We start from the raw sequence: 22,551 nt of genomic DNA on the forward strand, positions 1-22,551 counted from the left end.
ATTTCATGTCTGTAGAACAACCGAACATTCTGTTGCTGATGACCGACCAACAAAGATGGGATACATTAGGGTGCTATGGGAATAAGACAATCGAAACTGTTAATCTGGACGCACTGGCCTCAGAAGGTACGGTTTTTGAACACGCATATACACCTTCTCCTTCTTGCGTTCCAACCCGAGCGAGTCTAATGACCGGAATGGACCCTTGGCATACCGGCATATTGGGGATGGGGGGAGGGCAGGGACCGATGGAAACAGGCTTTGCTCACACATTGCCCGGAGAATTAGCACGAGCTGGCTATCATACGCAAGGCGTCGGGAAAATGCATTTTTACCCTCAACGGGCATTAAACGGCTTTCATAACACGATCCTGGACGAATCAGGTCGGATTGAGGATCCTAACTTTGTTTCTGACTACAAAAGCTGGTTTGACCAACATAAGACCGGAGCTTATGATTTTGTCGATCATGGAATCCATTGGAATTCCTGGATGGCTAGACCTTATCATGCTCCGGAGTTTCTTCATCCGACGAACTGGACCGTTAATGAATCTATTTCATTTATTAAGCGCAGAGATCCCAAAAAGCCCTTTTTTCTTAAAACTTCCTTTGCTAGACCGCATTCTCCTTACGATGCGCCACCTTTTTACTTTGATCTGTATCAAAATAAAGAAATTCCCATGCCGGTTGTTGGGAATTGGGCTTCGATGCACGATCAACCTGTTGACGCAGCAAGTCCCGTCGCTTGGAGAGGGATACGAAAGCCAGAGGAAATTCGGCGTGCTCGTGCAGGCTACTACGGGCTCATTCATCATATCGATCACCAGATAGGCCGTTTGCTGGATTGCTTGCGACGTGAGGGCGTCTACCATAACACGATGATTGTGTTTTTATCGGATCATGGCGATATGTTAGGCGATCACCATCTGTGGAGAAAAACCTATGCGTACGAAGGCTCCTCCCATATTCCTATGATCATAAAAATGCCAGCAGCTTTTGGCAAAGGCAAGGCAAAAATAAGTGAACCTGTTACCGTTCATGATGTTATGCCAACTATATTGAATACGGCAGGATTGGATATTCCCCATTCCGTGGATGGTAAAAGCATGGTCCCGCTCATTGTAGGCAACGGAACGGATTGGCGTTCTTATGTTCATGGCGAACATAGCACTTGTTATTCGGAGGAACAAGAGATGCAGTATGTGACGGACGGAAGGGCGAAATATATCTGGTTTCCACGTTTGGATACGGAACAATTGTTTGATCTGAATGTCGATCCTGGTGAATGCCATGATCTTTCTGATGAACCAGGGGCTCAATTAGAGCTGCAGCGTTGGAGGGACAGATTGATTGCAGAGCTGGTACCCAGAGGAGCGGGGCTTACCGACGGCAAGCGTCTGCTCAGCCAAGCGGATAAACCGTTTTTGATATCGCCATATTATAAAGCGCGGGTATCCGGCGAATCTGCTTTACAATGATAAGAACATGAATGCTTGAAACACATCTCATCGGCATAGCTGCTATAGCGTGAAAAAGTAGAAGGCTCCGAAGTGATGTTTTTCTGTTTTTGCAAGGGATAGATAATTATCGTGATTCAGTTATTTTTATCAAGGGTATGAGACCAATTTCGCTCTGCTAAGTATGAGTTAAAGTTCATAGGAATTTGCACGTTGCTAGCGCGTGACGCTTATTGAACTCTAACGAAAAACTATAGTCCAATTTCGAAAGGGCTGCCGGGAGGTAGTGTATCCTGGAATGATGCAGTCTCATATTGCCGATGGTCGGGGAAAAGGCTCTTGACAGAGCATATGTGCAATATTTGGCAAGGAAAGTTCCCAGAGAAAAATAACGCTAGCGATGGGTATGCGGGCACGGCGCCTGCCAAATCCTTTGAACCAAACGGATACGGCCTTTACAATGTAGCTGGTAATGTGTGGGAATGGTGCTCGGATTGGTTTAGCCCTACCTATCATATCAATGGCACAAAGGATAACCCCACTGGCCCTCCATCTGGAGACAACAGGGTTTTAAGGGGAGGTTCGTACTTGTGTCATGCCTCCTATTGCAATCGATATCGTGTGGCGGCAGGGAGTAAGAACACACCTGACAGTTCTGCAGGAAATATAGGTTTTCGTTGTGCTGCTGATGTATAGTTACACTTTTATGTCGCCAAAGTGGCTAAATCCGATTTGGTTTAATGGCGTTCACTCTCAGGGTGAACGCCTGATTTACGTTGTTTCGAGTACACAAGCTCAAAAAATTCGACAATACAGGAGAAGATCTCGAGGATTTGATCTCGATAGGGACGATCGGATTGATCAAGGTCATCGAGTCGTTTTCGCCGAACAAAGGGGCCAAGCTCGCGACTTTCGCAGCACGCTGTATAGAAAGTGAAATACTTATGCATCTTCGCTCGTTGAAGAAAACGCGCAGGGATGTATCCTTGCATAATCCCATCGGAACGGACAAAGAGGGGGATGAAATTACGCTCATCGACATTCTTGGTTTCGCTGAGACGGTAACTTCTTACCAAGAAGGTTAACTGGCTGCTCCTTCTGTACGTTCGTAGGTGTAAATCGGTTAAGCGTTGAGAATGCTGCGTGCGACTTCCTTTCAAGCGTGATATTATAGACAAAAGGTTTAGAAGCAAGTAGTAAGGAGGAAGAAGTTTGAAGTGGAAACCGAAGAAACTGTTTCGCAAAGCTGCCTTTCGCAAGCATCTCATTTTGTTCTTTGTTACGATACTAATTCCGGCAGTTCTATTCCTTTCCTTCAACTTATATAGGTCATCGAATCAGCTGACGAGTGAAATCGAGAACGCATCGGCTAATCGACTAGACCGGATCGGACGCCATATAGACAGTATGAGTGACAATATGAATCAACTTGCGACACAGCTTTCCTTGACACCTTCGATTTATGATCTGTTAAACCGTCCGTATGACCTTTCGGTTTACGACTATTCGGTTATTAAAGAACAGCTTCGAGGATGGACAACCTCCAATTCGATCTTTTATTCGCTTGCACTGTATATTTACCAGAACGACAAGGTGCTGACGACAAATGAAGGGCTGTACAAAATAGCTGATTATTATGACAGCGCTTTTATTACGAGCCTAAGACAAAAATCGAAAGAACGGTACACCTCATGGACGGGCGTTCGTACGGTAAAAGGAATCTCAGGTACGCCAGATGTAGAGATGCTTACGTTTGCCCGATCAATTCCGGCTACGATGCAAACGCCGCTAGGGATGCTCGTCATTGACATTCAAAAGATTAGCTTTATGCAAACGTTGCTTAACCTGCCAACAGATGCAGCGGGGCCTACTTTGGTGCTTGATCCTCAGAACGGACTCATCTCCCATTCGATCGAAGGGCTGGATGCCGAAGGACTGGCTCAGCATCTAGCGCTGGGGGAGCTGCGGACAGATGTCATGACGCTTGCTGGCGGTCGGTATTTTGTAACGGCACATAAAGGTCAGACTTATGGTTGGACCACGTTGCAGCTAACACCCTATAGTGTGTACAGCGATCAGATGAAGGTGGATGTGGGCCGTGCGCTGCTTATTTTGCTTCTGATTATGCTTGCGGGATTAGGCGTTTCCTACTTATTCGCCTCGATTCTTTATGATCCGTGGCGAAGGATGGCCGAGCAGCTGAGAGAATTCGTGATCCGGCCGTTCGATACAGGCAAGACGGATGATTTCCATATCGTGGACGATGCCATTGGCAACCTGATTTCAACCGTAAGGCAAAATGTGCCGATAATCCGGGATCATTTGGTACAGGAGCTGCTGCATCATCATCTGCCCAACGACAACGATGTCCTTGAACGATTCGCGCAGACAGGCCTTCGTTTCGAACATCCGAATTTCCTTGTCCTCCTCATAGCTGCAGAAACGCCTGTCAGGGAAGATGAGCAGGGGAATAGTGTTTACTTATACAGCTTGGCAGAGGGTATTTTGACCTCCCACTTCTCAGTAGCAGGGACTATTTTGGACAGAAACATGTTTGGCTTCATCCTCAACTTGCCTTCGACGAAGCTTCAGGCTGAGGAACAAGAGCGTTTGGTGCAGTGCTACCGCCAAATGATGAGCGAGGCGCAAGAGCGTTGGTCTGTTTGGCTCCATGCTGTGGTCGGAGGTGTTCGATCGTTGGAAATGGTACATGAAGCCTATGAGCTGGCTCGCCGGGCTGTTACCTACAAAGCATTTTTAGTTAGCTCAGATATGGTGTATGCAGATGGAACTCGGGAAGAGCTGAAGTTCGACTATCCGGTGTCGTACCAGAAGCTGTTTCTGAACACGATTTTGGCGGGAGACAGACAAGCAGCTGAAGATTTGGTGTGGCAGCTATTCGAGAAATATATTCATCAGAATCGCTATTCGCTGCCTAAGCTGCAGCAGATGATTGTGATGCTAATGAGCCATACGTTGGGCTCGCTCGTCCAGGAAGGTTACGATATTGGGGAGCTTATGGATGAAGTAAGCTTGCTGAATTTACAGAAATACCGAAACAGCACCGAACTGCAATCCTATATTCATGCCACTCTCGACTTAATGATGGATTACGTCCACGAAGTACGAAACGAGCGGAGCTTTCCGCCTTATATCCGAGAAGCCTTGATGTACATGGAACAGCATTATGAACGCAATATCGCCATATCTGATGTTGCTGAAGCTGTAGGAATCAGCAGCGGACATTTAGGGCGACTGTTCAAGGCGGAAACAGGCAAAGCCCCGTTGGAATATTTAACAGAATACCGTCTGGAGCAGGGCAAGAGGCTGTTAGGGGATGCAAGTAAATCGCTGCAAAGCATTAGCGAGGCGATTGGTTATAATGACGTGCATACGTTCATCCGGTTTTTCAAAAAATACGAGGGTATTACCCCAGGCGAGTACCGTAAAAAGATGATGTAGCCTTTTGGATGCCAATGTACACTTTTGAACATAGCCTGATATAAAGCGGAAATTCCCCATTCAGATCGTAGAGTGGGGATTTACTGTTTTTTTGGAAGCGGTTACGCTAAAGGTGCAATCACGTGATGTAACTAGTATAACGACATATGAAAAGGAGGTTGGAATGTGAACGGAATGTCTTCGGTCCCTGCAACTAGTTCAAAGCCAGTTACCAAGCTAGGGCGGCATTGGAGAGAATGGAGCAAGCACAAATACTACTTTGTTCTTCTACTGCCGGGTCTTGCGTACTTCGCTTTATTTCATTATTGGCCGATGGCTGGCATTACAGTCGCGTTCAAAGATTTTCGCTTGCTAGAGGGGATCATGGGAAGCCCCTGGGTTGGCCTGAAATGGTTCCGCATCTTATTCGAGGCTCCCGATTTCTGGACCGCTATGAAGAACACGATCATTATCAGCTTCTATAAGCTCATTTTTAATTTTCCAGCTCCAATCCTTCTCGCCTTGTTGTTGAATGAAGTATATAATTCGACCTTCAAACGCTGGGTGCAGACGATCGTTTACTTCCCGCATTTCTTGTCATGGGTTATCTTAGGGGGTATCTTGTTTTCGTTATTCTCATCGGGTTCCGGCTTGACCAGCTTCTTGGGTATGAAGACATCACCGTTGATGGATCCTGGTTCGTTCCGAAGTTTTCTCGTACTCAGTGAGATGTGGAAGGAGATGGGGTGGGGGACGATTATTTATTTGGCCGCCATCTCGGGAATTAATCCAGAGCTGTATGAAGCAGCACGAATGGATGGAGCTAATCGCTTTCATTTGGTACGACATATCACGCTGCCTTCGATTACCAACACAATCGTCATTCTGCTTATCTTGCGTACCGGGCAGATCCTTCATGTTGGCTTTGAGCAAATTTTCATACTATATAATCCGCTCGTCTTCGACGTATCCGACGTTTTGGACACATATGTATATCGACTTGGCTTAACGATGGGAAGATATTCCTTCGCAACAGCCGCCGGGTTATTCCAATCTTTCGTAGGCTTATTGCTGCTGCTCGTCACCAATGGTGTGGCTAGACGTATGGGGGAGCGCGGAATATGGTGAGGTGCCTATGAGAAAACGATTTTCATCCAAATTTTTTGATGTTGGGAACAGCCTGTTCCTCCTGCTACTGAGCGCCATTACACTGTATCCATTATGGCACGAAATTTCGCTATCTCTAAGCTCGAAGGCGGAGGCGCTACGAGGAGGCTTCTTCTTCTGGCCCCGTGGATTAACGATGCAGGCTTATACAAGTGTATTGTCCTCGGACTATATTTGGGTCGCCTATGGAAATACCATTTTCATTACCGTCGTGGGTACGGTATTATCCTTATTCGTCACGTCGAGTATGGCATATCCGCTCGCCAAGCGAACGTTGCCATTGAAGAACGTATGGTTGAGCTTGATCGTCTTTACAATGATATTCAGCGGTGGCATGATACCCGTATACTTGGTCGTGAAGCAGCTTGGTTTGCTAAATTCCTTGTGGGCGCTTATTCTTCCTAACTTGGTAACCGCTTTCAATGTTATTATTGTCATTAACTTTATTCGCGGGATTCCGGAAGAAGTTGAGGAGTCGGCTGTGATGGACGGTGCCAATCCAATCCGCATTTATCTCTCCATCATCGTACCGTTATGCAAGCCCGTTTTGGCTACACTGGCGCTTTGGATTGCGGTAGGGCTGTGGAACAATTTCTTCCAGGCACTCATTTACTTGAACGACAAGTCGCTTACGACACTACCTTTGCTGATTAGGCAAATTATTTCAGGTCAGCAGCTTGCTGAGCAGACGGGGCAATTGGCGGACTCCTCTACGGAATCGGTTATTGCTTCTACGATTATTCTTTCTATTATTCCGATTTTAGCGATTTATCCGTTTCTGCAGCGATATTTTGTGAAGGGCGTTATGCTCGGCTCCGTCAAATCTTAAGGTAGATCAAATTTAGAAATGACTAGGGAGGTCTTGGTATGAAAAAGAAATGGAAAATGTCAGCAGCGTTAGCAGGTGCAGCGATTCTGGCTGTAACAACGGTTGGATGCGGAGATTCCGTGAAGACAACGAAGGAAGATGCGAAGCAGACGAGTGACGATAAGCCGGTCACTTATAAGTTCTTGCGCAGCAGCGGAATTGCCGAATACCCAGCCGATGGCGGGGAAGCGAGAAAAGTGCTGACAGAAGCCGCTGCCAAAGCCGGTGTGAAAGGCGTGGACTATGTGGCGCAGCAAGCTCCTGGGGACGATTATCAGACGAAACTCAACTTACTGGCCTCCTCGAATGATCTTCCAGACTTTTTTGATATCGACTCTAAGACGTTGAGCAGGTTTGTAGAGCAGGGCCTGGTGCAACCGATCGACGAATATTTGAAAAAAGCACCGCACCTGATGAAGCTGATTCCTCAGTATTATTGGGATCAAGTGACATTTAACGGTAAAATATATGCCCTTCCTAACGGTATGAGATCCGAAATATTCAACAGCCCGAACGTAACGTCGGTTCTAGTGCGTGAAGATTGGCTGGATGCGGTCGGTATGAAGGCTCCTACGACGGTGAATGAGCTGCATGATGTTCTGCAAGCATTCGTTACGAAAGATCCAGATAAGAATGGGAAGAACGATACCCTAGGTTTAAGTGGGACCAAGCTATCGCGCTACAATTCGATCTTCGGGGCTTACGGCGTGATCCCACACTTCTGGACGGAGCGCGACGGTCAGATCAAAAAAGGCTTTACCTTACCGGAAACGAAGCAAGCGCTCGCTTTGCTTCAGCAGTGGTACAAGGAAGGTTTGATTGACCCCGACTTCCCAGTGATGGAAACAAAGCAGCTGAACGAGAAAATTATCAATTCGAAGGTCGGTTTGTTCGAGAATGATGCCTATCTGGTAGACCCTAAAGCGAATCCGACTTCAGAGGCATTAAAAAAGACAACTCCAGCCTCAAAGCTTAGCCTCATTGCACCTCCCAAAGGGCCGGATGGCAAGTTGGGCAATCCAGAGACGAATGCGGTAGCTGCTGCTCCGCTGCGCGCCTTGTCTGTGAAGGCGCAAAATCCGGAGAAGCTGTTCCGCTTCCTGGATTGGCTGGTGGATGACAGCGAAGGCGGAGGTTTCAACCTAGGGCTGTACGGTGTTGAAGGAACGGATTATACGTATGACAAGGCGATGAACCTGATTAAGCAATCGACGAGTTATGCCGATTTATACAAGAAAGGCTACAACAACCCGATCCGGATGGCATTCGTTGTAGACAGACGTTGGACGACGCAGGAAGTTCGAAACGGTATCGAAACGGCATCGAAAAATATTATACCGAACGCGTTCTGGAAGACGGTTCCGGCTGAGCTGGATTACCCGGATCTCGAAACGAAGCTGTGGGCTGAATACTTCGTTAAGATTGTAACAGGTGTTTGGACCATCGATAAGTTTGACGAGTTCGTACAGAAGTACAATCAACAGGGTGGATCGCAAATTGAAAAGCAGGCCAACGAAGAGTGGAAAAAATTGAAGAAGAAATAAGCGTAATAACTGAAGAGCATGAAGCTGGCGGATACAGTTCAATGGGTTTCCCCCAGCTTCATGCTTTAACGGGAGGCATATCGAATGAAACCAAATATATTGTTCATTACTGTGGATCAAATGCGGGGAGACTGCTTAAGCGCACTCGGTCATCCGATCGTACAGACGCCGAATCTAGACAAATTGTTGGAAGACGGTGTGTTGTTTCGGAACGCATATTCCGCAACGCCGACCTGCATTCCGGCGCGGGCGGCACTCTTAACGGGCATGAGCCAACGCTCACATGGACGAGTAGGATACGAGGAGCATGTCCCATGGACGTACGAGCACACCTTGCCCGGTGAATTGGCGAATGCTGGCTATCACACGCAATGTGTTGGCAAGATGCACGTATACCCGACCCGTAACTTATGCGGCTTCCACAACGTGGTGCTGCACGACGGCTACATGCACTACAACCGGGACAACAGTCGAACGACACATGCGGAACATTTCAACGAATGCGATGATTATTTGAATTGGATACGGAATACAGAGCCGGGTACCTATGATCTGATGGACAACGGACTCGATTGTAATGCATCAACGGTTGCGCTGCCATGGCATCTCCCAGAACGGCTGCATCCGACGAATTGGGCGGTCACCCAATCGATCGATTTCCTACGAAGACGCGACCCTAGTAAGCCGTTTTTCCTGTGGACGTCCTTCGTGCGTCCGCATCCGCCCTTCGATCCGCCTCAGGCCTACTTCGACATGTACCTCAATGAGGACATGCCGGAGCCGCCGGTAGGCGACTGGGTAGATTTGCAGAGCGCCGAGAATGGATCGGGCCATCCTACTACCGGCATAAGCAAGCTGACGAAGAAGCGTCTGGATCGGGCCAAGGCGGCTTACTATGCTCTTATTACGCACCTGGACTTTCAGATCGGACGTCTGCTGAATGCACTCAGTGAGTACGGCGTGCTGCGCAATACGGTCGTGGTGTTCACCTCCGATCATGGAGAAATGCTGGGCGACCACCATTTCTTCCGAAAAGCGCTCGCCTACGAAGGAAGTGCGAAAGTGCCTTTAATTGTCGCTGATTATACAGGCCGACTAGGGTTGAACCGCGGTGCTGATGAGGAGCGGATAACCGAACTGCGCGACATCATGCCTACGCTGTTGGATGCAGCCGGTGTGGCTGTGCCAGACTCGGTCGAAGGCGAGAGCTTGTTACCGCTATGCCGTGAAGGTGCGGGTGTCGCATGGCGCGAATACGTGCACGGGGAGCATGCCTATGGGGCCTTGTCCCACCACTACGTGACAAATGGTCGAGAGAAATACATTTGGTATTCGCAGTCTGGCGAAGAGCAGCTGTTCGACCTTACTTGCGACCCGGAGGAGCTGTCCAATAAGGCGGGAGATCCAGCCTGGCAGCTGAGAATACAAGGCTGGAGAGAGCGGCTGGTTCGGGAACTGTCGGGACGTGAAGAAGGTTATGTAAGCGATGGGGCGCTCGTTACGGGTCGGAAACCGAGGACGGTGCTCAGTCATCTAAAATAAGATAGGAGCGCCTCATTAGGATGGGTTGTCGATAGCACAAAAGGGCTGCCGCGTTGGTAGCCCTTTACTTCGTGAAGGAAAAGGGACATTCCGAACAGAAGAGAAAATTTCGATTGAATCCGGCATGCTGTTTTATTTAAAACCAGGTTTAGAGATGACTATGGAAGGTGATCGAGACAATCCGCTGCGAATTACAATGGTACTGCTGTCACTTATATCCGTTACGATGATTTCTCAAGGAGCGTATGAGGTAACTGATCTTCCAGAATTAGAACTGCCATTCATGTTGAAGTGTGAGGACAGTATGGCAAAAAAATATGACAGCCTATTCAAAGAGCTATCGGAGGGATGGGTTCCTGGACAGCTTGAGAGTGAGCTTTTGACCAAATCACTGCTATATAATCTTTTGTATGAATTGCATAAGCAAAATAGCCCCGAACTTATACGTAGAACTTCGGCCTTAAGTATGTATATCAAAGTAAAGGATGAGTTGGATCGGAATTATAGAGAGGGTATTCGGTTACATGAACTAGCTGATCGATACCAAATTTCAATTTCATATCTTCGCAGTCTTTTCCAAAAGCATACAGGAAAGAGTCCCAAAAGCTATTTGAAAGATGTACGCAATGAACATGCCAAGAAGCAATTACTATATACAGAGTTGACGGTGAAAGAGATTGCTGAAAACTGCGGATATGCGGATGAGTTTCATTTTAGCAAAAGCTTTAAGCATTCTAATGGCATGCCCCCCAAGCAATTTAGAATTAAAAGAGGATTGGATTGAATTAAAGCCAATGAGTCGTTCTCGCCGAACAAAGGGACCAAGCTGGCGACGTTTGCGGCTCGCATTTTTGACGATATCGACCCGCAGCACGTGAATTTTCTTACGATTGCAAACAGCAACGATGTGGTTGATAATTTTTTTGAAAACGGGAACCCGTATGCATCGTTACGAGAGCAAGGGCACGAGTAAGGGATCAGGCGACCGCCCTGCACTCGGAACACTCCTTCAATACGCCTGGCTTGGAATGAATCACATCTGGACGGGTTATGATCATCTGTTGTTCCTGCTCAGCCTGCTCATAGTCGCCGCCGGGTGGCGGGATGCACTGCGAATTGTAACGGCGTTCACCGCTGCACACAGCGTGACGCTGCTGCTGACGGCAACGGAAATGATTCGAGTCAACTCACGCCTGGTCGAGATCGCCATCGCTCTTTCCATAGCTTATGTTGCTGCAAAAAATTGGTTTATACGCCGGAAGGCGATCGCCCCCCGTTATCGGTGGCTGCTCACATTCGCTTTCGGTCTCGTGCATGGGATGGGGTTCGCCGGTGCATTGCAGGAGACGGGGCTTCCGAGCCGTTATTTTATCAGCTCGCTGCTCAGCTTCAATGCAGGAATTGAAATCGGGCAATTGGCTATCGTCGCAGTGGCACTGCCTTTACTCCTGCAAATTCGCTCGCGGAAATGGTATTCGCCGTTTACGATCGGCTTGTCGGCCGTCGTATTCGCGCTCGGCGTGGCCTGGGCGGTCCAGCGTGCATTACAGACGTGAAGAGCGATGCTCTGGTTTTATGGTTCCTTATCAGATTTACTTAATAGCAGTATGAAAAAGACGACTTTCATTCCTTTTTTTGAGGCGTGGGTCGTCTTTTTACTTTTAATGATTCACCTCTATAGTCTAGTACTTGGAGAAACAGCGAAATAAACAAAAATACTACAAGAAATATAAAAATACCCTCGTAGATGGAAGTATAGGTTCCAACTTATAATTTAGTTACAAACATTGCTTTAAAATCTTCACCCAAAAATTTCATTTAAAGGGGAGTAATTTCAATGAAAAAAACATTAATCCTTACGGCTTTAACGGCTTTAACCCTATCTCTGGCAGCCTGCGGTACTTCAAAGACCGCCACTGAAACTGTTAAACCAACAGCAAGCACGTCTGTTAAAGCCGCTGATAAGAAAGCGGATCTCGTTGTGGCCGGCGTCGTGTTCCAGGAAGACCAATTCATGAAACTGCTGTCTCTCGGTTATCAGGATGCGGCAAAAGCTGCAGGCGTAAAAGTGCTGACCGGAAATACGGGTAACGATCAAGCAAAAGAATCGGAATTAATCAACACTTATGTTTCGCAAAAGGTAAATGGTATCGCGATTTCACCTTTGAATGAAAATGCCTCTATCGCAGTTTTAAAGAAAGCGGACGAATCAGGCGTGAAAATCGCCATAACCAATACAGCCCTCACAAATGCACCTTTTGCCGTTGGCGGGTATACTTCGGATAATAAGAATATTGGCCAAATTACCGGTAAGGCAACTGCACAATATATTAAGGAGAAGCTGGACGGCAAGGCGAAAATTGCCATCCTTCAATTCAAATCTCAACTTCCACAGCAAAGTGTCGACCGACTAAACGGATTCCTCGATGAAGTGAAAAAGGTTAACCCGAACGTTGAAGTAGTAGCTGACCAAGACGCTTGGATACAAGATAAAGCCATATCTGTGACAGGCGATATTTTAACGGCGCATCCTGATGTAAATCTGATATGGTCGGCAAACGAGGGGGGAACGATCGGAGCAACAATGGCTGTGAAAAATGCTGGAAAAGCTGGCAAAGTCTCTGTATTCGGCACAGATGCGAGCGATCAACTAATTTCAATGTTGAAGGATAAAGATAATATTCTACAGGCGATAACCGGTCAAAACCCTTACGATATTGGCTATAAAGCGATGGATTTGTTGATTAAAGGTCTAAAAGGCGAAGATATCAGTGCGAGCAAAGGTAAGACTACCATTATTGACGGCATTCTGCTTAGCCGTGCAAATCCGGATAGCATTTCCAAGTTTGAGGCTGACCTGAAGGCGAAAATGGGCAAGTAGTCATCTGACCATTTTCTAAGCAAATGGGGTTGCTGGGTTCGAAGAACGAGGCAGCCCCTAACCATATAAACGAGAGAGAACTGTGAGGTAGACCCCATGAGTGTATTGGAAACCAGTAAAATATCTAAAGTGTATCCGGGTACTGTGGCCTTGGATCAAGTTTCCGTATCGTTCGAAAGCGGAAAGGTGCATGCGCTGCTTGGGAAGAACGGCTCCGGAAAATCAACCTTGCTCAAAATTTTTTCGGGAGCGGTCGAGCCTACACAGGGAGAAGTCATATTGGATGGAGTGTCCTTGAAGTTTCGCGATCCGAGAGATGCTTTCGCGAAGGGGATTGTGACCGTTTATCAAGAGTTAAGCCTTGTACCTGGTTTGACCGTTGCAGAAAACATTTTTCTAGGTCGAATGCCTATGAAGGGCATGATCGTGGACTGGAAAAAGACATACGAGATGGCGAATGAAATTTTAAAGGAATACAATGTGGATATTCCGGCAGAAGAAACGGTACACAACCTGAGCGTCGGTCAAGCTCAAATGATTGAAATTGTGAAAGCAATGAGCTATAACCCGAAAGTTTTGCAGCTGGACGAACCGACGTCTGCTCTTGCAAAAAATGAAATCGAATCGTTATTCAAGATGATTAGGGAATTGAAGAAAAAGAATGTCATTATTACCTATGTTTCGCACCGTCTGCATGAACTTTGGGAAATCGCGGATACTTGTACGGTTTTGCGCGAAGGGCATTTAATCGGTAAGGCACCGATGCAGGAACTGACTCGCAAAGATTTGATCGGCATGATGTTTGGCGATGTGGAAATCCGGACCCGTCCCGAAAATTTAACAATATCGAGCGAGGTTATGCTGGAAGTAAAAGGATTGACTCGCAAACATAAATTTCAGGATATATCCTTTCAGTTAAGAAAAGGCGAAATTCTTGGCATCGCAGGCATGCTCGGATCAGGCCGAACCGAGCTGCTTAAATCGATTTTCGGCGCAGATCCATTCGATAGCGGTGAGATTTATTGCAGCGGGCGGAAGATTCAATCGCCTACTCCAGAAAAGATGAAAAAAGCCGGACTTGCCTACACGCCAGAAGACCGCAAGCATGAAGGGCTCATCCAGATTGCTTCGATCAAGGATAATTTATGTGTGGCAAGTCTGGATTTAATAGCAAAAGGTTTGTTTATCCGCAAGCAAGACGAAGATAAAGTCGTTCAAAAGCAAGTGAGCGACCTCCAGATCAAGGTAGCGGATGTAAATCACCAGGTATCCTCCTTATCCGGAGGGAATCAACAAAAAGTGGTTGTCGGCAACTGGTTAAACACGAACCCGAGCATTATGATATTTGACGAGCCTACGCGAGGCATTGACGTCAATGCCAAACAGCAAATCTTTCAAATCATTTGGGAGCAGTCGCGCAAAGGAATTTCTAGCATCATGGTCTCATCGGAGCTGGAGGAGCTGCTTGAGGTTTGCCATCGCATCCTCATACTAAAGGACGGCAAGATTTCAGGGGAATATGCGCCGGAACAATTGAAAATAGAAGAGCTATATGCGCTTAGCATGGGAGGAGAAGCATCTTGAAACCATCAGCTGCCGTAAAATTCCCTTCATCATCGTTTGATTTGAAGAAGAAGCTGAACAAACATGCACTAGAGATCATACTATTGGTCATCGTTATCATGATGACATTCGCTTCATCCCTTTTAACCTGGAGAACTTGTTAAACATTTTAAGAAATATGGCTTTGCAGGGTTGTATCGCCTTCGGCATGACGATTGTCATCATTGCAGGTGAAATCGATCTTTCCATCGGATCGACGGTTGCGTTAACGGGCGTTATCATAGGTCTTACGACCGGCAAACTTGCTGACGCAGGAATGTCGATGGATGCTGCTGTCATTGTGGGTATCCTTTTATCGTTTGTCGTTGCCGGTTTGATTGGCTTGTTTAATGGTTTGATTTTAGCGAAGTATAAAGTCCCTTCATTTATTATTACCCTGGCTATGTTAAACGTCATATATGGGGTTGCCGCAGTCATTTCAAAAGGTTTTCCCGTAACGACCTTGCCTTCATGGTATAATGTACTCGGAGCCGGTCAAATCTTCTCGATTCCGATTCCTGCTATTATTTTGCTTCTTGTATTCGCTGTTATTTTTATCGTGATGAACTATACCAAATTCGGACGTTCCGTCTATGCGGTAGGGGGCAACCCGGAATCGGCTCGTCTGTCAGGAATTAATGTTTCCCGTGTCAAAATCATTTGTATGATTGTCGTCCAACTTTGCTCTGCGCTTAGCGGGGTACTCGTTTCCTCACAGGTCATGTCCGGCTCATTTAACTTCGGAAAAGGCTGGGAAATGATTGCGATTTCATCCGTCATTATTGGCGGCACGAGCTTGTTCGGGGGCGTTGGTAAAGTATGGGGCACATTTATCGGTCTGATCTTCCTGGGTGTACTCATAAACGCGATGACGATCTTAAATGTCAATGAATATGTTCAATATATCGTTCGTGGGCTACTGATTTTAACGGCGGTACTGATCACAACTATACAATTAATGAAGAAACGCAGTTGATCTAAGTTAAACTATACGAATGATGGCATCCCTTTTTCCTGTAATTGCAGGGCAAAGGGATTGTTCCATCTCAAGAGGAATGGAATGCGGATGGTATTTCAAAATATCAGTTTTCGGACCAAAATGTTCATGAGTATGTTTAGCGTTATCCTCATTCCTATGATCATTGTAAGCAGCTTACTCTACAATAGGTCTGCGCAATCCATAACGGATCAAACTTCCAACGTTGTCATTAGCAGTATAGATTTTGCTGTCAATAATATGGATACCGCTCTTGATAATGTGACCGGATTAAGCAAGTTGATTCTAACGGACAACAGGCTCTTAACACTTGCCAAGCAAGAAACACGGCTGTCTCCTGAGGCGAAAAACAAAAAATACGCAGAGATGCTGGACTTACTCCGTTTTTTTATCACTCGCATTAAAATCCAAAATGTTTTGGAAGGAACCGATTCTTTTTATTTATATTTGGTAAAGCAAAATACAATCATCGATTCGAAATCAACTTATTACGAAGATATTGATACGAATAACATCGATTTTGTGAGAAATGGCCAAAACAAAGACGGTAATGAGCACTGGTTTGTGTCAAAACCTGTCGATTATTATAGCCTGAATCATATTTCTACACGTTTGGAAGACAGTAAACTGATTACTTTTAATAAGGTTTTAAATGACGAAGATGGGAATACGATTGCAGTTCTGGCCGTCAATGTAAGCGAGGACTATATTAGCGACTTTTATAGAAAAATACAAAGAGGCATTCCTGGTGAATTCGTCGTTCTGGACGCCTATTCTAATGTTGTTGCCCATTCAGATAAGAGTGTTGTGGGTACCAAAACGGGCCTCTATTCACAGATTAACGATAAGATTCAATCATCGGGAAAAGAAAGCGGCAGCTTTTTTGTCGATTCGCAAAAACAATTCGTCGTTTATTCGATCTCCCGTTACAACCAGTGGAGGTATGTTGTCGTTATCCCGTCGTCCGAAATATTGGGTAAAGTCTATGAAATCAGAAATTTTTTCTTCGTCCTCATCTCGATAACGGCTCTAATCATTTTTATGGTTAGTTACTTTTTATCGAATCTATTTTATAAACCATTGTTAAAGCTCATAAAGGCGATGCAAAAAATCGGCAACAGAAATTTGGATGTAAGAATACAAGACAATCGCCAAGATGAGTTTAGTCAGGTTTATCAGGGGTTTAATGATATGGCGGATGAACTGAACGCGCTTGTTAAAGATCTTGCAAATGAAAAGTTTTATAAACTTGAAGCCGAAATCAAACTGCTGCAGGCTCAAATTAACCCTCATTTTTTATACAATACACTTGATTCCATCTATAGTATTGCAAAAATTAAAAAGGTCGAAGAGATATCGCAAATGGTTGCTGCTTTATCCAAATTTTTCAGAGTCAGCTTAAGCAGCGGTAGAGATATCGTCTCGTTAAAAGAAGCGGTAAGTCTGGTTGTCAGTTATTTAACCATATTAAATATTCGTTATCGAGGTGAAATCAGCTTTCACGTGGATCTTCCGGATGAATTTGCCGACTGTCTGGTCCCTAAGATGCTGCTACAGCCAATTGTTGAAAACTCGGTCAATCACGGAATTGAAAAACAAAAAGGGCGGGGGCATATTTCTGTTGCCGTATCGTCTATTGATGGGAATCTGCGAATTATCGTTGTAGACAACGGTATGGGGATGAAGGAAGAGGAATTGTCGCGATTAAGACAGTATCTCCAAATCGAAGTGACAGCGGAGACACCAAGCTTTGCCCTTAGAAACTTAATTCACCAAATCCGCTTACAGTACGGACCTCATTATGGAATTGAAATTGAAAGTGCTTATGGAGAAGGTACGAAAGTAACGATAGAAATTCCGATAGCAATCAGAGAGGTGCTGGCGACATGATCAAAATGATGGTTGTGGATGACGAAGCATGGGTACGAGAAAGGCTGGTTCATACGATAGATTGGGAGCAACTGGGGATCAAGGTCATGGATGAGGCGAGCTGTGGTCAAGAAGCGCTGGACAAAGCACTTGAATTGAATCCTGATATCATTTTGACCGATATCCGTATGCCTAATATGGGAGGTCTTGAGCTTATTCAATCCCTCAGAGGTCATCAGTTTCATGCCAAAGTCATTATTATCAGCGGCTATAGCGACTTTGAATATGCCAAGAAAGCGATTTCTCTTGGAGCTTTCGATTATATATTGAAACCGGTGGAAGACGACGATTTGCTTGGCGTCGTAAAAAAATGTCTGGAGCAAATTCTGGCTGACAAGAAAAAAGAAGAATTGCTGCAAAAGGCGGATACGCAAGTCAACAAGCGTTTGCCTATGTTGAAAGAAATGTTCTTTGCAAATCTGGTTGATGGGAGGATCCAGAACGAAAGAGAAGTTCTGGAGGCTCTGAACGACTTACAGTTTGAATATTTAAATCTGAATCATTGTTGCGTTATTTTTCAATTCAAAGAAGTAGAGAAAGATGGAATTTCTTTGGATGCTGAATTCGCACAATTCGTTATCGGAAATTTGGTCGGAGATATACTTCGAGAGATTAACTGCCAAGCGATTACTTTTACAAATTCTGATGAAGTAGTGGCAATTGTGTCTTCTGAACATGCCTGCGAATATCTTTGCCAACAGCTAGATTCGGCAGCATTCAGTCATATGATCAATAAAATTTTTGGATGCTCGATCGATATTGGCTTTGGAGGATGGTGTTCCAACATCATGGATATTTCTTCGTCATACCGACAGGCGAAGCAGTCATTGCTGATAAGCGGTTTTCTCAATCAGGAACGCAGCGCGATCTCAGATATTTCGGCGAAATCGGAAAAATATAAGCATTATGATATTGAAGGGTTAGTCAATTCAGTTAAATTGGGCGATAAGGAATCGGTACTTGTTCAATTGGATCAGCTTGTGAAACAAAATAAAAAGATGAATCTGATTGAATTCAAGTATTTATATTTTCAAATCATTACCACAATAACAAGATCTGCCATCCAAGGCAAGTGGTCTATGGATAATGACTCCAGGTTCAGTTTACAGTTCTTCGAGTTACTGCAAAGATCTCAGAACGTAGGTGAAATCCGTCAATTATTTGAAGAAGCCTTGCTTAAAATCATGGCTTTCTTGGATAAGACGCAAAAGAAGAAGAAACGAAAAGTGATCGAGAAGATTGTAGCCTATATGGAGGAGCATTATAACGAATCCATAAATCTGAATACGGTTGCAGAAGTATTTTTTATGAATGCGTCTTATTTAAGCAAAATTTTTAAAGAGGAAATGGACATTTCGTTCAGTAAATTTGTGATGGAATATCGGGTGGAGAAAGCGATTGAACTCATGAAAGATCCAACGATTAAAATTTATGAAATTGCGGGTATCGTAGGATATGATGATGTTCAATATTTCACGAAAATGTTCAAGACCATCAAAGGTGCAACACCGGTGCAATATCGGGAAAAGCTTCGTTGAAAATTCGAAAATAAGTTGTACGAACAAGGCCACAATCCTCTTTACAGAGCTGTGGCCTTGTTGATTTTCAACCATTTTGATTTCGAAATTCTTTAGGCGTCATGTTTACATACTTTTTAAACACTCTGCTGAAATATTTTTCATCTTCGTAACCGACGGTTTGCGCGATGGTTGCAATCGACATGTCCGCTTGTATCAGCAGTTTTTTGGCTTTATCGATCCGTATCTTGCTGATGAAATTGACGATGGTCTCATCGAATTCTTGTTTGAACCTTCGTGAAATATAGTCACGATTTAAATAAAATTGATCGGATATTTCCTGCAAAGTAATTTCACGGTTGTAGTTGTTTTGAAGATATAAGGCGATTTCTTGCATGGTATTGTTTCTAAGAGGGTTTGGCGAAAACGCAGTGGAAATCCGGAAAAGCCGGTCGACAAGATTCGTTTGAAAAATGGATAGGGAAAAATGACCGAATTCATCAAGAGGCAGTGGAAAGACATCTTGAGTTGGCCGGATGTTCGGAATCGGTTAGCCAATTGCTTATCATCACATTGAACTCGTCTCGCCATAAATTGAACTGTTCTAACGAAATCGTTTCGAGTTTGGACAGAATGGTAAACCATTCTTGAACGGTTTCATGAATGTTCTCTGGCTTTTTTGTTTTTACCGACATCCAAATTTTGTCAGCGTATTCGGCGAATTGAAGAGAAATCACGCGATTGGGCAATTCACTATGAAACACATGAATCAACGAACGTTGATCCAACAGATTTCTTTGAAGGAGCGCTTTATATCCCTGAAGATAAGATTCGCGCACCAAGCTGGGGAATGTAGCTGCTCCTCCAAGCCCGATACCGAGATTCACGTTGTACATATGACTTATTGCTTGATTAACCTCTTCCAAAAGTGGTTCGACTTGTGCGAGCTCTCCCCAAATGAGAAAGACAATCTCCGATTGGCGGTTCCAATTGCGAAATGCAATACCGCAGCTTTCACGGATGAAAATTTCATTGAAAATATTCGTCATCGCAAAGGATAATAAGTCGATATCCTCGGAAAATTTGTTCATAAACCGACTGCCAACCCAATCAAGCTGAAAGACACCTACCCGGCAGACGGTGATATGGGCGAATTGGGGGAATTCCTGGAAGAGCACTTCCCTCTGTTCGGGATGTTCGATAAATTTGGAAAGCAGACGATCTTGGTACAGCGGTTTCAGACCATTCACTTCAATGCTTTTCCGCGTATAAGCTTGCCGCTCCTGCTCATCTTCAGACCATTCCCTGACAGCTTTCTGAATAGCTTCCAGCAGCTGGGAAGCGACAATGGGCTTGAGTATATAATCGGTACCGCCATATTTCACCACGTTGCGCACGAGTTCGAAATCGTTGTAACCGCTGATGACAATCGTCTTGCAAGTAGGGTGGTTCGTCTCCAGCCATTCCATGAGCTGTATGCCTGTCAGATCAGGCATCATGATGTCGGTAATCACGAGCTGCGGTCGATGGCTGAGAATCATTGCTTTCGCTTCGCTGCCGCTTTCGGCTTCCAGCAGGGTTGTAACACCTGCATGATCCCAATCGACCAGTTTACGGACGGAGCTTCTAACATGTCTTTCGTCGTCAACAATAAGTACTCTCATATGTCATAGACCTTTCTTTCGATTCCTTCGATGGGGATAGTAATCCGGACCTGCAGTCCGCACGGTTCGCATTCGGATAAGTCTAATTCGGCAGCGTCGCCATAGTAAAGTTGCAAACGCAGCATCACATTTGAAAGTCCAATGCCTTCAACCGGTTCATTTGGTTGTTTCCCTATTTGCAGGAATTCACTGCGAATAAGCTGCAAACGTTCTTTCGGAATGCCCGTACCGTTGTCGCGAACGATAAGAACAAGCCGATCCTTTTCTAAAACTGCATACAGATGAATCCTGCCCGTTCCAATGACCGGGTTAAACCCATGCTTGAAAAAATTTTCAACAATAGGCTGCACGATCATCTTCGGTATTGCAATGGTCAGGGTTTCCGAAGCGATATCAAACGTTGTTTCTAATTTATCCTCAAATCGCTGCGATTGCAGCAACAAATACTGTTTGACATAATCCAGTTCCTGCGAAAGAGAAACAACAGTCTGGTTCGTATCCATGCTGTAATGCATCATTTGCCCCAGCGTTGAGATTAAAGCATATACATTCGGAGCGTCGTTTTCCAGCGCTGTATTTCCTATGGATTGTAGCGCATTGTTCATAAAATGCGGATTGATTTGAGCCTGGAGCATGTTTAATTGGTTCGTTTTGTTAGCCAGGTTCATCTTGTATTCACGCAAAATCAAGTCATTGATCGTATGCATCATCATACGAAACCGCTGGGCGAGAATGCCGATTTCATCCTCACGGTTAATATCGATCGGCTCATCCAATTGGCCGCTTTCGATTTTCGTAATACGGCGAATAAGCTGTTTAATCGGCCCGGTGAACCGGATGGTGACGACATAAATCGCGATAATGCTCAAGAGCAGAAAAGCGCAAGCCACGACCGTGTTAATCCATGTGAGTGTCCTTGCATGTTGATACAAAGTATCATAAGGAATGCGCTTGACAATCGTCCAATTCGTGGAAGCCGCTTGAAGTTTGGAATAGATCATAATGCCGCTGAAAGCCGAGCTTTTCGATTCCAGACTACCGCTTTCGTTCCCGCTATGCAAAATCTGAGAAATCCAGGCTTCTTCACTCTTACTCCCGCTAAGCTTTTCGTCAGATGCATATAGGATGCTTCCCTGCTCATCCAAAATAAACAAGTCTTCCTTCTGTTGATTGTACATTTGGGAGGCGAGCGACCGCAGGGCATCCAGCCTCACGTCAATCGCCAGCCAGCCGATCATCTCGGTGCTGGGCACCTTGTATAAAGGCCGAATGATAGTGAATACAGGCTCCTGTTTTGCTCCAGAAATCCGGCCTATTCCGTAATCGCCGCTTGGATGCGTAGATTCCATATAGACTTGGTAAGGCGATGGTTTTACTGAAAAGGGCGGTTCAAATACATAGGTTTTTCTGAGAAAATTGTCCTGATAAAGCAGATACCCGCGTTGATTGATAAAATAGTACTGAAACACTTGGGCAATATCTTTGGTTGAGTGTGCAATCGCTTGCGTGGATGCCAAAACATAGGAATCTAACTGATAATTCGGCAATTGTTCCGATAAAATACGGTCCATAAACGGGCTCGCGTAAATGGATAACGAGTTGTTGATGATCGACTGTACATAATTGGACAGATCGGTTTTCCCCACATTGATGATCAGGCTGTTCTCTTCAATTGTCCTGTTTTTTAATGACTCTTTGTTATAGAAGTAAGTAATAATAATGGACGTAACGATTGGGATTACGGTGGATAGGAGAAGTAAAGCGAACAATTTGTTTCGAATGCTTGTTTTTAGAAACCGCATCGCTATGCTGTCCTTCCTGTCGATTTTTTAAAATACTATAGCATTGATAGTCAGAAAAATCCACCTATTGCGCAAGGCAGTCCGTGGAGTTGTTTCCAGCCGCATCTTATAATGACAACTATAGAATGGCGACAGCATGA

Annotated in this window: 17 protein-coding genes and 2 pseudogenes; 16 read left to right on the top strand and 3 right to left on the bottom strand. The window is 45.1% G+C overall.

Going from position 1 to position 22,551, the window contains the following annotated elements; translation table 11 throughout:
* Positions 1-5 precede the first annotated feature (5 nt).
* The 16 genes and pseudogenes from ACBP55_RS11100 to ACBP55_RS11175 all read left to right on the top strand — a co-directional run bounded on the left by ACBP55_RS11100 (position 6) and on the right by ACBP55_RS11175 (position 18,966).
* Positions 6-1,478 carry an arylsulfatase gene (locus tag ACBP55_RS11100; protein ID WP_464651512.1) on the top strand — a complete coding sequence of 491 codons (1,473 nt, stop codon included), beginning with the start codon at positions 6-8 and terminating at the stop codon, positions 1,476-1,478.
* Between the two features lie 255 nt (positions 1,479-1,733).
* A pseudogene (locus ACBP55_RS11105) lies at positions 1,734-2,153 on the top strand (formylglycine-generating enzyme family protein); the annotation flags it as partial.
* A 92-nt stretch (positions 2,154-2,245) separates the two neighbouring features.
* Positions 2,246-2,506: pseudogene (locus ACBP55_RS11110) on the top strand (sigma factor); the annotation flags it as partial.
* Between the two features lie 163 nt (positions 2,507-2,669).
* Positions 2,670-4,919, top strand: coding sequence for a cache domain-containing protein (locus ACBP55_RS11115; RefSeq protein ID WP_464651514.1), 2,250 nt, complete (start codon positions 2,670-2,672; stop codon positions 4,917-4,919).
* Between the two features lie 174 nt (positions 4,920-5,093).
* The gene (locus ACBP55_RS11120) at positions 5,094-6,026 is read left to right on the top strand and encodes an ABC transporter permease (protein WP_464653288.1); all 933 of its coding nucleotides are present in this window, start codon (positions 5,094-5,096) and stop codon (positions 6,024-6,026) included.
* 7 nt (positions 6,027-6,033) lie between these two features.
* Positions 6,034-6,894 (top strand): carbohydrate ABC transporter permease, encoded by an 861-nt coding sequence (locus ACBP55_RS11125; RefSeq protein ID WP_464651516.1) that lies wholly within the window; start codon positions 6,034-6,036, stop codon positions 6,892-6,894.
* A 38-nt stretch (positions 6,895-6,932) separates the two neighbouring features.
* Positions 6,933-8,477 (top strand): type 2 periplasmic-binding domain-containing protein, encoded by a 1,545-nt coding sequence (locus ACBP55_RS11130; RefSeq protein ID WP_464651517.1) that lies wholly within the window; start codon positions 6,933-6,935, stop codon positions 8,475-8,477.
* An 84-nt stretch (positions 8,478-8,561) separates the two neighbouring features.
* Positions 8,562-10,019 carry an arylsulfatase gene (locus ACBP55_RS11135; RefSeq protein WP_464651519.1) on the top strand — a complete coding sequence of 486 codons (1,458 nt, stop codon included), beginning with the start codon at positions 8,562-8,564 and terminating at the stop codon, positions 10,017-10,019.
* A gap of 25 nt (positions 10,020-10,044) precedes the next feature.
* A complete protein-coding gene (locus tag ACBP55_RS11140; protein ID WP_464651521.1) occupies positions 10,045-10,803 on the top strand; it encodes a helix-turn-helix domain-containing protein in 759 nt (252 codons plus the stop codon).
* 157 nt (positions 10,804-10,960) lie between these two features.
* Entirely contained in the window at positions 10,961-11,575 is a 615-nt protein-coding gene (locus ACBP55_RS11145) for a HupE/UreJ family protein (protein ID WP_464651522.1), read from the top strand.
* Between the two features lie 281 nt (positions 11,576-11,856).
* On the top strand, positions 11,857-12,900 hold the full coding sequence (locus ACBP55_RS11150; RefSeq protein WP_464651524.1) for a substrate-binding domain-containing protein: 1,044 nt from the start codon (positions 11,857-11,859) through the stop codon (positions 12,898-12,900).
* A 96-nt stretch (positions 12,901-12,996) separates the two neighbouring features.
* A complete protein-coding gene (locus tag ACBP55_RS11155) occupies positions 12,997-14,484 on the top strand; it encodes a sugar ABC transporter ATP-binding protein (protein WP_464651526.1) in 1,488 nt (495 codons plus the stop codon).
* A complete protein-coding gene (locus tag ACBP55_RS11160) occupies positions 14,481-14,627 on the top strand; it encodes a hypothetical protein (RefSeq protein WP_464651527.1) in 147 nt (48 codons plus the stop codon). Before ACBP55_RS11155 ends, ACBP55_RS11160 begins: the two co-directional genes overlap by 4 nt.
* Positions 14,621-15,478, top strand: coding sequence for an ABC transporter permease (locus ACBP55_RS11165; protein WP_464651529.1), 858 nt, complete (start codon positions 14,621-14,623; stop codon positions 15,476-15,478). The genes ACBP55_RS11160 and ACBP55_RS11165 overlap by 7 nt, the downstream gene beginning before the upstream one ends.
* Before the next feature lie 84 nt (positions 15,479-15,562).
* Positions 15,563-17,389 carry a cache domain-containing sensor histidine kinase gene (locus ACBP55_RS11170; RefSeq protein WP_464651531.1) on the top strand — a complete coding sequence of 609 codons (1,827 nt, stop codon included), beginning with the start codon at positions 15,563-15,565 and terminating at the stop codon, positions 17,387-17,389.
* The gene (locus ACBP55_RS11175; protein ID WP_464651533.1) at positions 17,386-18,966 is read left to right on the top strand and encodes a response regulator; all 1,581 of its coding nucleotides are present in this window, start codon (positions 17,386-17,388) and stop codon (positions 18,964-18,966) included. The genes ACBP55_RS11170 and ACBP55_RS11175 overlap by 4 nt, the downstream gene beginning before the upstream one ends.
* A 67-nt stretch (positions 18,967-19,033) precedes the next feature.
* On the opposite strand, the gene ACBP55_RS11180 is transcribed toward ACBP55_RS11175, so the two are convergent.
* From ACBP55_RS11180 to ACBP55_RS11190, 3 genes are all read right to left on the bottom strand, one after another.
* Positions 19,034-19,342: a helix-turn-helix transcriptional regulator gene (locus ACBP55_RS11180; RefSeq protein ID WP_464651535.1), complete on the bottom strand. Its 309-nt coding sequence runs from the start codon at positions 19,340-19,342 to the stop codon at positions 19,034-19,036.
* Between the two features lie 103 nt (positions 19,343-19,445).
* Positions 19,446-20,609, bottom strand: a complete 1,164-nt coding sequence (locus tag ACBP55_RS11185) for a response regulator (RefSeq protein ID WP_464651537.1) — start codon at positions 20,607-20,609, stop codon at positions 19,446-19,448.
* A complete protein-coding gene (locus ACBP55_RS11190) occupies positions 20,606-22,411 on the bottom strand; it encodes a cache domain-containing sensor histidine kinase (protein ID WP_464651539.1) in 1,806 nt (601 codons plus the stop codon). The genes ACBP55_RS11185 and ACBP55_RS11190 overlap by 4 nt, the downstream gene beginning before the upstream one ends.
* Positions 22,412-22,551: the final 140 nt, after the last annotated feature.

This window comes from Paenibacillus sp. WG02, from assembly GCF_055396115.1.

Coding starts and splice junctions, on each gene's coding strand:
- ACBP55_RS11100 (WP_464651512.1), top strand. CDS start 6: ATGTCTGTAGAACAACCGAACATTCTGTTGCTGATGACCGACCAACAA.
- ACBP55_RS11120 (WP_464653288.1), top strand. CDS start 5,094: ATGTCTTCGGTCCCTGCAACTAGTTCAAAGCCAGTTACCAAGCTAGGG.
- ACBP55_RS11125 (WP_464651516.1), top strand. CDS start 6,034: ATGAGAAAACGATTTTCATCCAAATTTTTTGATGTTGGGAACAGCCTG.
- ACBP55_RS11130 (WP_464651517.1), top strand. CDS start 6,933: ATGAAAAAGAAATGGAAAATGTCAGCAGCGTTAGCAGGTGCAGCGATT.
- ACBP55_RS11135 (WP_464651519.1), top strand. CDS start 8,562: ATGAAACCAAATATATTGTTCATTACTGTGGATCAAATGCGGGGAGAC.
- ACBP55_RS11145 (WP_464651522.1), top strand. CDS start 10,961: ATGCATCGTTACGAGAGCAAGGGCACGAGTAAGGGATCAGGCGACCGC.
- ACBP55_RS11150 (WP_464651524.1), top strand. CDS start 11,857: ATGAAAAAAACATTAATCCTTACGGCTTTAACGGCTTTAACCCTATCT.
- ACBP55_RS11155 (WP_464651526.1), top strand. CDS start 12,997: ATGAGTGTATTGGAAACCAGTAAAATATCTAAAGTGTATCCGGGTACT.
- ACBP55_RS11170 (WP_464651531.1), top strand. CDS start 15,563: ATGCGGATGGTATTTCAAAATATCAGTTTTCGGACCAAAATGTTCATG.
- ACBP55_RS11175 (WP_464651533.1), top strand. CDS start 17,386: ATGATCAAAATGATGGTTGTGGATGACGAAGCATGGGTACGAGAAAGG.
- ACBP55_RS11180 (WP_464651535.1), bottom strand. CDS start 19,342: ATGCAAGAAATCGCCTTATATCTTCAAAACAACTACAACCGTGAAATT.
- ACBP55_RS11185 (WP_464651537.1), bottom strand. CDS start 20,609: ATGAGAGTACTTATTGTTGACGACGAAAGACATGTTAGAAGCTCCGTC.
- ACBP55_RS11190 (WP_464651539.1), bottom strand. CDS start 22,411: ATGCGGTTTCTAAAAACAAGCATTCGAAACAAATTGTTCGCTTTACTT.